Source organism: Type-C symbiont of Plautia stali (assembly GCF_059730935.1).
On record NZ_AP035923.1, the window covers coordinates 2050249 to 2065255 of the forward strand.

11 protein-coding genes are annotated in these 15007 nt (G+C 59.8%); 2 read left to right on the forward strand and 9 right to left on the reverse strand.

All coding sequences use genetic code 11. The annotated features are described in order from the left end of the window. Window positions 1-43: 43 nt before the first annotated feature. Together AC6I7J_RS09625 and AC6I7J_RS09630 are read right to left on the reverse strand one after the other, a co-directional pair. Window positions 44-1978 carry an exoribonuclease II gene (locus AC6I7J_RS09625; protein WP_498005486.1) on the reverse strand — a complete coding sequence of 645 codons (1935 nt, stop codon included), beginning with the start codon at window positions 1976-1978 and terminating at the stop codon, window positions 44-46. Between the two features lie 126 nt (window positions 1979-2104). Then, the gene (locus AC6I7J_RS09630; protein ID WP_498005488.1) at window positions 2105-4414 is read right to left on the reverse strand and encodes an FdhF/YdeP family oxidoreductase; all 2310 of its coding nucleotides are present in this window, start codon (window positions 4412-4414) and stop codon (window positions 2105-2107) included. Window positions 4415-4661: 247 nt separating this feature from the next. Here AC6I7J_RS09630 and AC6I7J_RS09635 point away from each other — a divergent pair, with 247 nt between their 5' ends. Together AC6I7J_RS09635 and AC6I7J_RS09640 are read left to right on the forward strand one after the other, a co-directional pair. Continuing rightward, window positions 4662-6251, forward strand: coding sequence for a PTS transporter subunit EIIC (locus AC6I7J_RS09635; RefSeq protein ID WP_021505960.1), 1590 nt, complete (start codon window positions 4662-4664; stop codon window positions 6249-6251). 188 nt (window positions 6252-6439) lie between these two features. Continuing rightward, on the forward strand, window positions 6440-7336 hold the full coding sequence (locus AC6I7J_RS09640) for a LysR family transcriptional regulator (RefSeq protein WP_141495600.1): 897 nt from the start codon (window positions 6440-6442) through the stop codon (window positions 7334-7336). Here the strand turns inward: AC6I7J_RS09640 and AC6I7J_RS09645 are convergent. The 7 genes from AC6I7J_RS09645 to sapA form a co-directional block, all read right to left on the reverse strand. Further along, window positions 7333-8463: a CMD domain-containing protein gene (locus AC6I7J_RS09645; RefSeq protein WP_498005490.1), complete on the reverse strand. Its 1131-nt coding sequence runs from the start codon at window positions 8461-8463 to the stop codon at window positions 7333-7335. The two genes, AC6I7J_RS09640 and AC6I7J_RS09645, sit on opposite strands and share 4 nt — an antisense overlap. A gap of 194 nt (window positions 8464-8657) precedes the next feature. Beyond that, a complete protein-coding gene (gene fabI / locus AC6I7J_RS09650; RefSeq protein WP_021505963.1) occupies window positions 8658-9446 on the reverse strand; it encodes an enoyl-ACP reductase FabI in 789 nt (262 codons plus the stop codon). Between the two features lie 141 nt (window positions 9447-9587). After that, complete coding sequence (gene sapF, locus AC6I7J_RS09655; protein ID WP_059012295.1) at window positions 9588-10391, reverse strand: putrescine export ABC transporter ATP-binding protein SapF; 804 nt, start codon at window positions 10389-10391, stop codon at window positions 9588-9590. Further along, the gene (sapD, locus tag AC6I7J_RS09660) at window positions 10391-11386 is read right to left on the reverse strand and encodes a putrescine export ABC transporter ATP-binding protein SapD (protein WP_058774637.1); all 996 of its coding nucleotides are present in this window, start codon (window positions 11384-11386) and stop codon (window positions 10391-10393) included. Before sapD ends, sapF begins: the two co-directional genes overlap by 1 nt. Then, window positions 11386-12276: a putrescine export ABC transporter permease SapC gene (gene sapC, locus AC6I7J_RS09665; protein ID WP_104092980.1), complete on the reverse strand. Its 891-nt coding sequence runs from the start codon at window positions 12274-12276 to the stop codon at window positions 11386-11388. The genes sapD and sapC overlap by 1 nt, the downstream gene beginning before the upstream one ends. After that, complete coding sequence (gene sapB / locus AC6I7J_RS09670; protein WP_021505968.1) at window positions 12263-13228, reverse strand: putrescine export ABC transporter permease SapB; 966 nt, start codon at window positions 13226-13228, stop codon at window positions 12263-12265. The genes sapC and sapB overlap by 14 nt, the downstream gene beginning before the upstream one ends. A gap of 2 nt (window positions 13229-13230) precedes the next feature. Beyond that, the gene (gene sapA / locus AC6I7J_RS09675; RefSeq protein WP_058758605.1) at window positions 13231-14853 is read right to left on the reverse strand and encodes an ABC transporter substrate-binding protein SapA; all 1623 of its coding nucleotides are present in this window, start codon (window positions 14851-14853) and stop codon (window positions 13231-13233) included. Window positions 14854-15007: the final 154 nt, after the last annotated feature.

Consider the following 15007-nt stretch of genomic DNA (forward strand, 5'->3'; position numbering starts at 1 on the left):
GAAAAATGCGGGATAACGGCTGTTATCCCGCACGATTTCATGCTCAGGCGGCCGGACGGGCCACCACGCTGCGTGTTTCCATGCGCACTTCGGCGATGGTCACATCAATCACATCGGTCACGCGATAGGCCACTTCACCTTTGATCTGCACGGTGCCGCTCTCCTGCGAGCACACCAGTTCGTCACGCACGGCGTGAATGAACGGGGCAGGGATAAAGGCGACCGCACCGTTCTCCAGCAGGCGCACGCGCATGCCGCCGCGCGAAACGTCGATGATCTCCGCGCTGAATTTACGGTCAGTGCCGGCAAACGGCGCGAGGAAGCGCGCGTACAGCCAGTCACCGACATCGCGCTCGGCCATGCGGTTGAGACGGCGACGCTCACTCATGATCAGGGTCACGTCATCCTGTGGCCGCGCAATGCTTTCGCCGCGCACGATAGCCTTCAGCAGACGATGGTTGATCATGTCGCCGAATTTACGAATCGGTGACGTCCAGGTCGCGTAGGCGTCGAGGCCGAGGCCAAAGTGCGGGCCCGGTTCGGTGCTGATTTCGGCGAAACTCTGGAAACGACGAATGCGGCTGTCGAGATACTGGGTTGGCTGCGCATCAAGCTGACGACGCAGCTGACGGAAGCCTTCCAGCGTGGTAATGGCCTGCGGATCAACCGTGATACCGTGACCAGCCAGCACGCCAGCCGCCTGTTCCGCGTTCGCCTGGTCGAAACCGGTGTGCAGGTTGTAGATACCGAAGCCAAGCTTCTCCTGCAGCACTTTAGCGGCGCAGACGTTAGCGAGGATCATCGCTTCTTCCACGATGCGGTTAGCGATGCGGCGCGGTTCCGCAATAATATCCAGCACTTCGCCTTTCTCACCCAGCACGAAGCGGTAGTCAGGGCGATCTTTGAACACCAGCGCGTGCGTCTGACGCCACTCGCCGCGCGCCAGGCACAGGCGATGCAGCAGGCGAATCTGCTGCGCGATGGTGTCATTTTCCGGCTGCCAGCTGCCGCTGTTCTCCAGCCAGTCCGACACTTCGTCGTACACCAGCTTGGCTTTGGATTCGATCCACGCGGCAAAGAAGTGGGCATCGTCAGCCAGGCTGCCATCCGGCAGCACAGTGACGCGACACACCAGCGCCGGACGCCTGACGTTAGGGCGCAGCGAGCAGACATCATCTGACAGTTCGCGCGGCAGCATCGGGATGTTAAAGCCCGGCAGATAGTTGGTGAAGGCGCGTCTGGAGGCCAGCTGGTCGAGTTCGCTGCCAGCAGCAACGTAAGCGGTCGGGTCGGCAATGGCGATGGTCAGCGCCAGCTTGCCTTCTGCCAGCTCTTCAACATACAGCGCATCGTCCATATCTTCGGTGCTGGCGCTGTCGATGGTGACAAAGTTCAGCGCGGTGAGATCTTCACGCTGCAGCTGTTCGTCCAGCATCTCGCCAAAGCCCACTTCCAGCGCTTCGCGCTCCAGATTGTGGCGCGACAGCGTGACCCACCACGGCGCGAGGTGATCGTCCGCGGTGACAACAAATTCGGTCAGTTCGGCATAGAACCCGCGATCGCCTTTCAGCGGATGGCGGCGCATCTCTGCCACGGCCCAGTCACCGTTCTGGAAATCGTGGGTCAGGCCACGCACCGCACGGCACTGAATCGCGTCTTTCAGCAGCGGATGATCCGGCACGATAGACAGGCGGTCATCTTTTTTCTGCACGCGGCCGACAAAGCGCGTCAGGAACGGCTCAATCAGGGTTTCCGGCTCCGCGCTCTCGCGGTCTTTATCAGTGTGGATCACGGCGGAAATGCGGTCGCCGTGCATCACTTTCTTCATCTGCGGAGGGGGAATGAAGTAGCTTTTCTGAGCGTCAACTTCGAGGAAGCCAAAGCCTTTTTCCGTGCCTTTCACAACACCTTCGGCGCGCGGGGTCTGCGCGTGAAGCTTCTCTTTCAGCTGCGCGAGCAGCGGGTTATCCTGGAACATAATATATTTAGTTTCGTGGCCTAAGAGCGGTGGACAGTTTTACGCGAATCAGGTCCGCGCGGCAAGGCTAAAACAGGCGAAAAAGCCGCTTTACGCGGCTTTTTACTTTCTGGTAACGCACAGAACTCAGGCGATACGCTGGGTAGGCGCGGCGGCGGTCAGCGCCAGCTTCACCGGTACCGATTTGGAGGTGGGCGTACCGCTGCCGTCACCGTAGCTGGAGAGCGGTACCAGCGGATTGGTCTCCGGATAGTAGGCGGCGAGGTTACCGCGCGGAATATTATACGGCACCAGCTTAAAGCCGCTGACGCGACGCGTCAGACCGTCATTCCACAGGGTTTCAATGTCAACCAGCTGCCCTTCGCTGAAACCGAGGGACACCATGTCGTCCGGGTGGATAAACACCACTTCACGCTGACCGTACACGCCGCGATAGCGGTCATCCAGGCCATAAATGGTGGTGTTGTACTGGTCATGCGAGCGCAGCGTCTGCAACGTGAACGGCACTTCAACGTCATTGCCCAGCTGCGGGAACAGCGAGGTCGGCAGTGCCGCCGCGCTGAATTCTGCCTGACGCGATGGCGTATTGAAACGCAGTTCTGCGGCAGCGTTACCGAGGTAAAAGCCGCCGGGAATATCACACTGACGGTTAAAATCAGCGAAGCCGGGGATGGTCGCCGCAATGTGATCGCGAATGACGTTGTAATCAGCGGCCATGCCGAGCCAGTCGATGTGGTCGCTGCCCAGCGTCGCGTGCGCGATACCGGCCACAATGGCTGTTTCCGAACGCTGCGTCTCCGCCAGCGGAATGCCGACACCTTCTGAGGCATGCACCATGCTGAACGAATCTTCCACGGTGATGAACTGGTTGCCGCTGGCCTGGCGATCGCGCTCGGTACGGCCCAGCGTCGGCAGAATCAGGCCTTCGTGGCCCGGTACCAGATGGCTGCGGTTCAGCTTGGTGCTGATGTGTACCGTCAGACCACAATGCTGCAGCGCTTCTTCGGTAACCGGTGAGTCCGGCGCCGCCGCGGCGAGGTTACCGCCCAGCGCAATCAGCACTTTGACTTCATCACGCAGCATGGCGTTAAGCGCTTCAACCGTGTTATGACCGTGCTCGCGCGGCGGTTCAAAAGCAAAATGTGCGCCCAGTGCATCGAGGAACGCTTTCGACGGTTTCTCGTCGATGCCCATGGTGCGGTTGCCCTGCACGTTACTGTGGCCGCGCACCGGACACAGACCCGCGCCTTGTTTGCCGAGCTGGCCAAACAGCAGCTGCAGGTTAACGATTTCCCGTACGGTATCGACCGAGTGTTTGTGCTGAGTAATGCCCATCGCCCAGGTGATGATCACCCGTTCGGCGCTCTGGTAAATGGCGGCGGCTTCGCGAATCTGCGCTTCGCTCAGGCCCGACTGCTGCACAATCTGCTCCCAGCGGGTCTCGTCGACGGCCGCCAGATACTGCTCAACGCCCTGGGTGTTGGCGTCAATAAAGGCCTGATCGAATATGCCTTTTTCACCGGCGGCCAGCCGTTTACGCTGCTCTTCCAGTAGCGCTTTGACCATGCCGCGCACCGCCGCCATATCGCCGCCGAGGTTGGGCTGATAATAGGCAGAACTGATGTTGCCGGCCATCGACGTCACCACTTCCAGCGGCTTCTGCGGATCGGCAAAACGTTCCAGGCCGCGCTCACGCAGGGTATTGAAGGTCACGATTCTGGCGCCGTGATCGGCGGCGTGACGCAGGCTGTGCAGCATGCGCGGATGGTTGGTGCCGGGGTTCTGGCCAAAGACAAAAATCGCATCAGCGTGGTCGAAATCGTCCAGGCGAATGGTGCCTTTACCGACGCCAATGCTGCGTTTCAGTCCGGTGCCGCTGGCTTCGTGACACATGTTGGAGCAGTCAGGGAAATTGTTGGTGCCCAGCACGCGGCCAAACAGCTGGTACAGCCACGAGGCTTCATTGCTGGCGCGACCGGAAGTGTACAGCTCGAGCTGATCCGGATGATCCATTGCCTGCAAATGCTGCGCGATCAGCGCAAAGGCGTCATCCCAGCTAATCGGCTCATAGTGATCGGTCGCGCTGTTGTAGCGCATCGGGTGGGTCAGGCGGCCCTGATACTCGAGGAAATAGTCGCTCTGCTGATACAGGGTGCTGACGCTGTGTTGGGCAAAAAATTCTGGCTCGACGACGCGGCGTGTCGCTTCCCAGGTCACGGCTTTCGCGCCGTTTTCACAGAAGCTGAAAGTGCTCTTGTTATCATCGCCCCAGGCACAGCCCGGGCAGTCAAAGCCGCGCGCTTTGTTCATGCGCATCAGGTTACGCATGTTTTTCAGGGCGGCTTTACTGTCAAGGACAAAACGGGTGGTGGCTTCCAGCGAGCCCCAGCCGCCCGCAGCGGCGCGATAGGGCTGAATCTTACGTTTAAATTTCATGATAGTCGCAGGCTTATTGTTTATGAATTGTTATCAGAATATGACTTCTGTTGGTGAGAAGTGTGCGACTGACGGCAAAAGTTGTCTAATTGATTGACTTAATGGTGCGATAGTTAACGTTTATCGCGCACCAGGGGTGAAAGCGTGATCGCCATCATAAATTATCGGCTGCCGCGCGCCGGCGGGTAAGTGTGCGGCCAAATAGTGGCTAATAATTGCTCTTTCCGTTAGCAAAAGGGCGCGCTCCATGAAGCAACTTGCCAGTCAGGTTCACGCATTCGGCAAAGCCTTAATGATGCCGATCTCCGTCATTGCTGCCGCCGGTATTTTTCTCGGTCTGGCCGCCGCGTTGCAGAATCCGGCGATCACCGGTGAAGCATTTGCCAGTTTGCAGGTGCCGCAGTTGATCATAGGTTTTATTCGTAAAGTGGCGGGCGCGCTGTTTGCCAACCTGCCGGTATTTTTTGCCGTCGCCAGCGCGATTGGGCTGGCCAAAGCGGAGAAACCCACCGCCGCGTTTGCGGCAGTGATTGGCTATATCGCCATGAATGTGGGGATCAGCGCCACGCTGGCGGCGAAAGGGCTGACGGCGGCCACCACCACGCCCGAGGCGCTGCAGCAGGCGGGTATGGACCAGACCAGCGCCATGATGACGTCAGCCGAGTACATAGACATGCTCGGCATTTTTACCTACAACATGAGCGTGCTGGGCGGGGTGATTGCCGGCCTGCTCACTGTGATGCTGCACAACCGCTTCTATACCCAGCAGTTACCCACGGCGATCAGCTTTTTTGGCGGGCGTCGCTTTGTGCCCATCGTGACGGTGGTGGTGCTGCCGCTGACGGGCGTGCTGCTGGCGCTAATCTGGCCAACCATCGGTCAGGGCATTGCGTGGGTCGGCCAGATGATCGGTAAAAGCGGTCAGTACGGTGCCTTTTTGCTCGGCGCCTGCGAGCGCCTGCTGATCCCAACCGGCCTGCATCACATCCTCAATGAAACCGTGCGCTTTACGCCGATTGGCGGCATGGCGACGGTGGACGGCCAGACCATCGTCGGCGCGCTGAATATTTTCAACACCTCGCTGACCCATCCCGGCGCGATTCCGGACGACACCGTGCGTACCGCCACGCAGTTTCTCGCCCAGGGCAAAATCCCGGTGATGATGTTCGGTCTGCCCGCCGCCGCACTGGCCATCTATCACACTGCCAAACCTGAACATAAGCAGCGGGTCAAAGCGCTGGTGCTGGCCGGCGCGCTGACCTCGTTTACCACCGGCATCACCGAACCGCTGGAGTTCTGCTTCATCTTCGTCTCGCCGGTGCTGTACGTGATGCACGCGCTGCTGACCGGCCTGTCATTTATGCTGATGTCGATGCTGCACCTGATGATCGGTAACGTGCAGGGCGGCGCGATTGATCTGCTGGTGTTTGGCATTCTTGGCGGCAGCAAAACCCACTGGTGGTGGACGCTGGTGCTGGGCGCCATCTATGCGCCGGTCTATTACTGGGGCTTTCGCCTGGTGATTACCCGGATGCAGGTCGAAACGCCGGGGCGCGAATCCGAAGAGGAAGCCAAACCGCAGCAGGTGGCGGCGGATGAACGCACCCGCGTGATCATCAGCGGGCTGGGCGGTGAGGCCAATATAGAGGACGTCGATTGCTGCTTCACTCGCCTGCGCGTGCGGGTTAAAGAGATGAAAGAAGTGGTGGATCAAACGCTGCTGTCGACCGGTGCCAACGGCGTCAACCGCGTCAGCGAGCACGATGTGCAGGTAATTTACGGGCCGCAGGTCGAGAAGATCGCCAATGAGGTGAAAAGTGCGCTCGGCGTCGCCTGATGCCGGGCGGTACCGTTAATCATGTGGGGCGCGGTCGGTGGCGACCCGCCGCGTCTCCGCGTATACATCACCCGCTATCCGCCTGAGCAATCCGCCTGACAACGCAGAAATTTCTTCGCTGAGTGCGCGTTGGGGCGCGACGAGTTTTGCTACCATAACGCGATAAAAATTCGACGGTGGATAAGAAAATCGACATCAAGCAATTGATTTATTTGTGCAATCTGGAGCGCGAGCGCCATTTTGGCCGCGCGGCGGAGGCCAGCTTCGTCAGCCAGCCCACGCTCTCAATGCGGCTTAAAAACCTTGAGCGCGAGCTGGGGCTGTCGCTGATCAATCGCAGCAACAACTTTGACGGCTTCACGCCGGAAGGGGAACGCGTGCTGACGTGGGCGCGCGAAATTGTTTCGGTGTATCAGGGACTGAAGCTGGAAGTGGAGTCGCTGAAGCACGGCGTTAACGGCACGCTGCGGCTGGGCGTGATGCCACAGTGCAGCGTGGCGCTGCCAGCATTACTGAAAGCGGTGGAAGCGCGCTATCCACAGCTCGACTACCGCGTTTCCGCCATGAGCGCCGATCAACTGCTGGAAGCGCTTAACAGCCACACCGTGGACGGCGGTATCGGCTTTTTTGAGCTGACGTCACTGCGGGAACTGCATTTCCAGACCGCGCTGCTCAACGATCGCGGTGTCGAAGCGATTTTCCATCCCGATCATTTCCCCGGGCTGCTGCAGCATGAGCGGCTGTCGCTGCACACGCTGGCGAGCCAGCCGCTGTGCCTGGCCGAGCCCACGCGCTATTTCCGGCGTTACCTCGACGGACAGCTGCGTGAAACCGGCGTGCTGCCGCGAGTGATTGTGGAAAGCGCCTCGGTGATGCAGCTGATTCAGAGTGCGCAGGTTGGCCTGGGCGTCATGGTGTCGCCCTGCGGCCATCTGCTACCGGAAATGCTGCACCATCTGGCGCGCCGGCCAATTGATATCGCGCCGATGGGGCGTCAGGCGGCGCTGGTGATTGCCGAGCCGGGCAGGGCGTCGCCGCTGTCGCAGCACTTCTTTGACGAAGCACGCCGCCACCTGGCGGATTAGCGCGCTTCGCCCAGCGCCATCAGCAGTCGATCCTGCCAGCTGGCAAATGCCACCGCCTGCATCAGCGTGAACAGGCGCTCGCTGCCCCAGCCCGCGTTTAACAGCGGCTGCAGATGGGCAGCACTGAAGCGCTCCGGCAGCCGTGTAAGCTGGGCGCTCAGCGCGATTATCTGCTGCGTCAGGCTGTCATCGCTGGCCTGATCCACATCGTGCAGCAAACGCGTGCGCCAGCCGTTCGCCAGCTGCGCGAACTGGCGTCGGCAGCCCAGCACGCGCGCGCTGACTGCCTGCGCCAGCTGTTCCTCTTCCCCACCATAAGCCTCAAGCCGCTGACGCAGTGTCGCCCAGCCATACAGCGCCTGGGCATCGTGCACCAGCAGCCAGACGGCGTCGTCGAGTCCGGCCATACCCTGACAAAAGGTCACCGCCGCCAGCTGGTCAGCGCTGGCATAGCGCAGCTCAACCGGCTTGATGGCGTGCTGCCAGGCAACGGCCTGACTGAACAGCGCCGCATCGGCGTCGGCGGGCGGCGTGACACCAGGGATCCAGCGCACCGGCAGGCCCATCATCGCCTGAAGCGCGGCGACCACGCGCGCCTGATAGCTGACGTAGCCTACTAGCTGGTTGAGCGTAACGATATCGGGTTCAGTCAGGCCTACCGCATCCAGCGCGCTGATGCTGCTGGCGGTAATCAGCTCCGGCTGCATCGCCAGCTGGCGCGCATACTGCGTGATTTGCGTCAGGCGATTATTGCTTTCGCGCGAAGAATCCGGTCCCGGCAGCGGATTAAGCCGCGCCGAGTAGTGATTGCACAGCCGCTGCACGCCAGCCACCTGTGCCACCGTGAGTGCGGTGCTGAGACGATCGTACAGCGTTAGCGTGTGGGTCAGCGAGGTGCTGACCGCATCGGGCAGCAGGGTATGGCTCAGGTCACGTGCCGCCTGTAGCACTGGCTGAAAGTGCTGCAGCAGCGGCTGCAGGGCGCTGGCTTCCTGCTGCAGGCCGAGCAGAAAACGGTCATCAATATGAGCGGCTTCGGGAACCAGGGGAGCAGTAGCGGACGTATGCGGGCGAGTCTGGCTTTCATAAAACCAGTGGTCATGGCCGGGAGAACGGCGGTGTTCCATGGTCATTCCTTTCGCAAAAAACGGACTGAGTGCACAACGGGCAAATCTGAAAAGCGCATCGCCACTCAAGGGCTAGCTTATCGTCGCTGAACGGCTGTCCACGGCAAAAGAATGATGGGGAATAATTAATAGCGTGTGGCTATAAGGCGGGGAGAGAAAAGAAAAAGGGCGAGCACCTGGCTCGCCCGCAGAACTTATTTCAGTTCCAGCTCGTTCATCGCGGCAATGCTGAAGCCGCCATCCACGTGCACCACTTCACCGGTGATACCACCCGCCAGGTCTGAACACAGGAAGGCCGCAGAGTTACCCACGTCTTCGATGGTGACGGTGCGGCGAATCGGGGTAACCGCTTCGCAGTGTGCCAGCATCTTACGGAAATCTTTGATGCCTGATGCGGCCAGGGTACGGATTGGACCAGCAGACACGGCGTTAACACGCACGCCTTCCGGACCCATCGCATTCGCCATGTAACGCACGTTGGCTTCCAGCGACGCTTTCGCCAGACCCATCACGTTGTAGTTCGGGATAGCGCGCTCTGCACCCAGGTAAGAGAGGGTCAGCAGTGCTGCGTTCGGGTTCAGCATCGCGCGGCACTCTTTGGCCATCGCCACAAAGCTGTAGGCGCTGATGTCGTGCGCGATTTTGAAGCCTTCACGGGTAACGGCGTTCACATAGTCGCCATCCAGCTGGTCGCCCGGGGCGAAGCCGATGGAGTGAACAAAGCCGTCAAATTTCGGCCAGGTTTTTGCCAGTTCAGTGAACAGGGCAGTGATGCTCTCGTCTTCTGCCACATCGCACGGCAGAACAATGTCTGAACCCAGTTCTTTAGCGAACTCTTCCACGCGACCTTTCAGTTTGTCGTTCTGGTAGGTGAAAGCCAGTTCTGCGCCCTGTTTGTGCATCGCCTGCGCAATACCGTAGGCGATGGAAAGTTTACTGGCAACGCCAGTAATCAGAATGCGCTTACCGGAAAGAAAACCCATAGCTGTAATCCTTATGGTCATTGTTGTTGGCGGTCGCGATGATTAAAAATTGTGCGACCGACGTTAATCGACGTGCGGATTCTAGCACGTCTGTATCAAATGGGGTAAATCGCGCCGCGTTTTCCGCTACGGCCGTAGCACTCAACGCTCGCGCCGCCAGGCCTCGGCGGTTAACGCTTCGCCAAAATGGCTGGCAATCAGCCGTTTGGTTAAGTCGTGCAGCGGCGAGGCCAGCACGTCAGCGGTGCCACCGCGCTCCACTACTTCACCCTGATGCATCACCAGCACCTGATCGCTGATGTGCTTCATCATGCCAAGATGCTGAGTAACATAAATATAGGCGATGCCGTGTTTCTCCTGCAGCTCCAGCATCAGGTTCACCAGCTGCGAACGCATGGTCATGTCCAGCGAGGCGAGGGCTTCATCGGCGACAATCACCTTCGGCTGCAGAATCAGCGCACGCGCCAGCGCCAGACGCTGCTTCTGGCCGGGCGCCAGCATGTGCGGATAGTAGCCGGCGTGGTCGCGCAGCAGCCCGACCTGACGCAGCGTGGCAATAATGCGCTTTTCGCGTGCTTCATCATCAAGCCCGGTATTCAGCCGCAGCGGAAAATCGAGGATCTGGCTGACGCGCTGGCGCGGATTGAGCGACGTTGACGGATCCTGAAAAATCATGCGAATCCGCTGGCTGCGGTAGCCGTAATCACCGTAGCTAAGCGGGTGATCGTCGATCAGCATCTCACCTTCGCTTGGCGCCACCATGCCGCTCAGCATCTTCGCCAGCGTGGATTTGCCCGAACCGTTCTCGCCGATAATGGCCAGCGTCTGCTTTTCGCGCAGGGTAAAACTGACGTTTTTCACCGCTTCAACATGCTGGCGCCGGAACAGCCCGGTGCGGTAGCGGTAGGTTTTGCTCAGGTTGCGCACTTCCAGCAGGGTTTCCATTATTGGCTCTCCATATTCAGCGGGAAGTGACAGGCGTAAAGATGCGCTTTGCTGCCGCTCAGGCGCGGCGTTTCGATGCATTTACGCTGCGCGTAAGGGCAGCGCGGACCGAGACGGCAGCCAATCGGCAGATGTTCCAGCGACGGTATCGCGCCGGACAGCGTATTCAGGCGGCTTTTATGCGGCAGCGCGCGGCCAAAGTCGGGCATGGCGCGGATCAGCGCCTGCGTATACGGATGGTGCGGCGTTTCCATCAGATCGTCACTCTGCGCGGTTTCCACCGTTTGTCCGCAGTACATCACGTTAATGCGGTCCGCCCACTGACTCATGGTGCGCAGGTCATGGCTGATCAGCAAAATCGTGGTGTTGTTATTCTGATTGAGGCGGCTCAGCAGACGGAAAATCTGTGCCTGGGTGGTGGGCTCCATGGCATTGGTTGGCTCATCGGCAATCAGCAGGCGCGGCTGATTGGCCAGCGCGATGGCGATCATCACCTTCTGACATTCGCCCTCGGTCAGCTCATACGGAAAGCTGCGCATAATGTCTTTGTGATCTTTAATGCCGACGCGGTGCAGCAGCTCAATGGCGCGCTCTTTGCGCCAGAACCACAGGCGCTGATACCAGCGGCCTTTAAAGGTCCAGCGTGGAATGGCCTGCATCAGCTGGCGGCCGACACTTTCAGAAGGATCGAGACAGGATTGCGGCTCCTGAAAAATCATCGACACGTTATGGCCAACGATGCGCCGCCGTTCGCGCGGCGACAGGCGCAGCAGATCGATATCATCGAACACCATGCGGTCGGCGGTGACACGCCAGTTATCTTTGGTCACGCCGCAGATGGCTTTCGCCACCAGACTTTTCCCTGAGCCGGATTCACCCACCAGGCCACGCACTTCGCCTTCGTTTAGCGTCAGATTGATGCGATCGACTGCTTTCACCGGACCTTCAGCGGTCATGAATTCTATGGTCAGATTTCGGATGTCCAGTAACGGCATTATTCCACTCCCGCAGCGACGGCGCGACGGATGCCATCGCCCAGCAGGTTAACAATCAATACGCTTATCATCAGCGCGGCACCCGGCAGCATCACCGTCCACGGCGCCACGTAAATAAGCTCCAGCGCGTCACCCAGCATCGCACCCCATTCGGGCGAGGGCAGCTGCGCGCCGAGGTCAAGAAAGCCGAGCGCGGCGATGTCGAGGATCGCCATTGACAGCGAGCGGGTAAATTCACTGACCAGCAGCGGCAGAACGTTTGGCAGCACCGCATTCCACAGAATATTCAGGTTGCGCGCACCATCCAGCCGCAGCGCCACCACATACTCTTTTTCCATCTCGTCATGCACTGCCGTGTAGATTTCGCGCACCAGACGCGGGATCAGCGCCAGCAGTACCGCCAGCATCGCATGCTCCAGCCGCGGGCCAAGAAAGGCCACCACGATAATCGCCAGCAGCAGAGAGGGAATCGACAGCAGCGTATCCAGCACGTGATTCATCACCGCCGAGCGCAAACCGTGGGTTATCCCCGCCAGCACGCCCAGCAGCAGCGCGCAGATTGCTGCCAGCACCGTAACCAGCAGCGCAGAGCCAACCGTCGGTGCCACGCCGCTCAGTAAACGGCTTAGCACATCGCGCCCGAGATCGTCAGTACCGAGAAAGAAGGAGACATCTCCGTAGCGCGACCACGACGGCGGCAACAGCTGATAGCCGAGGAACTGCTGGTCGATACCGTAAGGGGACAGCAGCCCGCCGAACAGGCAGAGAAACAGCAGGATGCCGAAGCCGTACAGGCCAATCATGGCGCTGGTATCGCGATAAAAGCGCTGCCAGCTGAGGCGAAACGCACTCGGCAGCCGCTTCTCGGCGTAAATGTTATCTGAGGGCATACCACTCCTTGTGTTTCAGCGGATTGAGCGCCGCACCGATAATATCCGACAGTACGCTGACCAGAATCACCAGCCCGCCAACCACCATCACGCCTGCGGAGATCGCCGCGTAATCCTGCTGACGGATGGCGTTAATCAGCCAGCGCCCCAGTCCGGGCCAGTTGAACACCACTTCGGTGATCATCGCCAGCGTCAGCATGGTGGAGAATTGCAGGCCAAGACGCGGGATCACCGGCGGCAGTGCGTTGTGCAACACGTGACGGCGAATCACGGTGAAGCGCGACAAGCCGCGCGTTGCCGCTGCCTTGACGTAATTTTTATCCATCACGTCGCTGGTGCTGTTGCGCAGCAGGCGAATCACTTCGGTGGTCGGTGCCACAGCCAGCACGATCACCGGCAGAATCAGGTGCGTCAGCGCACTGACCAGCATTTCGTGCCGCCACGGTGAAGGGCTAAGCCAGGCGTCAATCAGGGCAAAACCAGTAATGTTCTGCACCGGATAGAGCAGGTCGAAACGGCCGGAAACCGGCAGCCAGCCCAGCGTCAGCGAAAACAGCAGGGTAAACAGCAGCGCCAGCCAGAACACTGGCATTGAGAAGCCCAGCAGCGCCAGCGCGCTGATGGCTTTATCCTGCCATTTATTGCGCATTACGCCGGCGCAGATGCCGAGCGGAATACCAACCAGCAGCGCCAGCATAAACGCCAGCACGCACAGTTCCAGCGTGGCGGGAAACACCTCGCGCAGCTGTATATCAATTGCCTGACCGTTGGTACTGGAGACACCGAAATCAAACTGCAGCAGCCCTTTAAACCAGAACCACCAGGCATCGAACAGCGAGGCGCCTTCCAGCGGCGCGTTAGGCGTGAAATAGCTCAGGCTGAAACTCACCAGCGAGAGTAAGAACAGGGTGATGATCAACAACAGCAGGCGCCGCAACAGATAGATGATCATGCTTACTCCTCGCCGTGCTCATCGCGGTAAACCCCGGCGAACGAGGCATTACCGAAGGGACTCAGCACCAGGCCTTTAATATCGTGCCGGTAAGCCTGCAGGCGCAGCGATGACGCCAGCGGCAGCACCGGCAGCGCCTGCGCCAGCATCTGCTGGGCGCGATCGTAGCTGTCGATACGCGCCGACAGCTGCTGCGACAGCAGCGCGCGCTGCAGCGCCTCATCAAACGCGGGCGAACACCAGTGCGCGTAGTTGGTCTGCGAACGAATCGCCGCGCAACTCAGCAACGGGCGGAAGAAACTGTCCGGATCGTTACTGTCGGTGGCCCAGCCGGTCAGGGTTAAATCGTGATTCATGGCCATCAGCTGTGCTTCCTGAAAACGCCCCTCGACTGGCGCGATGGTGACGCGCACGCCCACCTGCGCCAGATCCGCCTGCAACAGCTCGGCGGTTTTAAGCGGGCTGGGGTTCCACGACATCGAGGTGGTCGGCACCACCAGGCGCAGATGCAAATCTTCAATGCCCAGCGCTTTTAATGCTTCACGCGCTTTTGCCGGATTGTATTCCGTCACGCGCGCATCATTATCGTAAGCCCACGAGGCGCGCGGCAGAATAGAGGCTGCGGTTTCCGCCGTGCCGTAATAAATCGACTCCATCAGCCGCTCGTTGTTGATTGCCAGCGCCAGCGCGTGGCGCACTTCCGGCCGGTCGAGCGGCGGTTTGCGGGTGTTAAACGCCAGATAGGCGATGTTCATGCCAGGACGCAGCGTCATGCGCAGGCGCGGATCGTCGCGCAGAATCGACAGCTGGCTGGCGGCCGGGTAGGCCAGTACGTCACATTCGCCGGTCAGCAATTTCGACAGGCGGCCAGTGCCGCCCACGCCGAGGTCGATCACCACCTGTTGCAGACGCGGCACGCCTTTCCAGTAGTGCGGATTGCGCGCCAGACGCAGATATTGCCCGGTGCGGTACTCACTCAGCTGGAACGGGCCGGTGCCCACCGGCTGGCGATCCAGCTGTTCCTGCTGGCCTGCCGCGCTCAGCTGGCTGGCGTACTCCTGCGACAACACCGGCGCGTAGTGGGTGGCGATATGCCACAGGAACGAAGCGTCCGGGCTGTTGAGGCGGATCTCTACCGTGTCGTTATCCAGCTTCTTCACGCTCTGCACCGAGTCGGCAAACTGCAGGCTGTCGAAGTAGGGATAGCTGCCGCCGTTGACGTTATGCCACGGATGCTGGCGATCGAACATGCGGGCAAAGCTGAAGACCACGTCGTCGGCGTTCATTTTGCGCGTCGGCGTAAACCAGTTGGTATGCTGGAACGAAACATCTTTGCGCAAGTGGAAGCGGTAAGTCGCGCCGTTATCGCGCACTTCCCAGCTCTGCGCCAGATCGGGGATCAGGCGATAGGTATAAGGGTCGACGTCGAGCAGGCGGTCATACAACTGTGCCGCCAGCGTATCGACCACCAGCCCGCTGCTGACCATCTGCGGGTTGAAGGTGTTAACCGTGCCGTTCACGCAATAAACAAAGCCGCTGTGGCGGATAGAGTCCGCGGGCGCGGCGAGCGCAGAGGCACTCAGGACGCTGAGACCAAGCAGCAGCGCGGGGAATAATTTTGGCATAGAACTCAACGATTCTCGGGCAATAGCGAGAGTGTATCGCAAAGCAAGCGTACTCCCCAAATCCGCCGCGTATCTGCGCTTTTTTTACCCAGCGGGCAACGGTGGTAAGCACAACCTTAGTGTGGAAATGAGAAAAATTCTCAATTAGAGCTTT

Bases quoted from the DNA above. Each gene is read 5' to 3' on its own strand.
- AC6I7J_RS09625 (WP_498005486.1), bottom strand. From the start codon at position 1,978: ATGTTCCAGGATAACCCGCTGCTCGCGCAGCTGAAAGAGAAGCTTCAC.
- AC6I7J_RS09630 (WP_498005488.1), bottom strand. From the start codon at position 4,414: ATGAAATTTAAACGTAAGATTCAGCCCTATCGCGCCGCTGCGGGCGGC.
- AC6I7J_RS09635 (WP_021505960.1), top strand. From the start codon at position 4,662: ATGAAGCAACTTGCCAGTCAGGTTCACGCATTCGGCAAAGCCTTAATG.
- AC6I7J_RS09645 (WP_498005490.1), bottom strand. From the start codon at position 8,463: ATGGAACACCGCCGTTCTCCCGGCCATGACCACTGGTTTTATGAAAGC.
- fabI (WP_021505963.1), bottom strand. From the start codon at position 9,446: ATGGGTTTTCTTTCCGGTAAGCGCATTCTGATTACTGGCGTTGCCAGT.
- sapF (WP_059012295.1), bottom strand. From the start codon at position 10,391: ATGGAAACCCTGCTGGAAGTGCGCAACCTGAGCAAAACCTACCGCTAC.
- sapD (WP_058774637.1), bottom strand. From the start codon at position 11,386: ATGCCGTTACTGGACATCCGAAATCTGACCATAGAATTCATGACCGCT.
- sapC (WP_104092980.1), bottom strand. From the start codon at position 12,276: ATGCCCTCAGATAACATTTACGCCGAGAAGCGGCTGCCGAGTGCGTTT.
- sapB (WP_021505968.1), bottom strand. From the start codon at position 13,228: ATGATCATCTATCTGTTGCGGCGCCTGCTGTTGTTGATCATCACCCTG.
- sapA (WP_058758605.1), bottom strand. From the start codon at position 14,853: ATGCCAAAATTATTCCCCGCGCTGCTGCTTGGTCTCAGCGTCCTGAGT.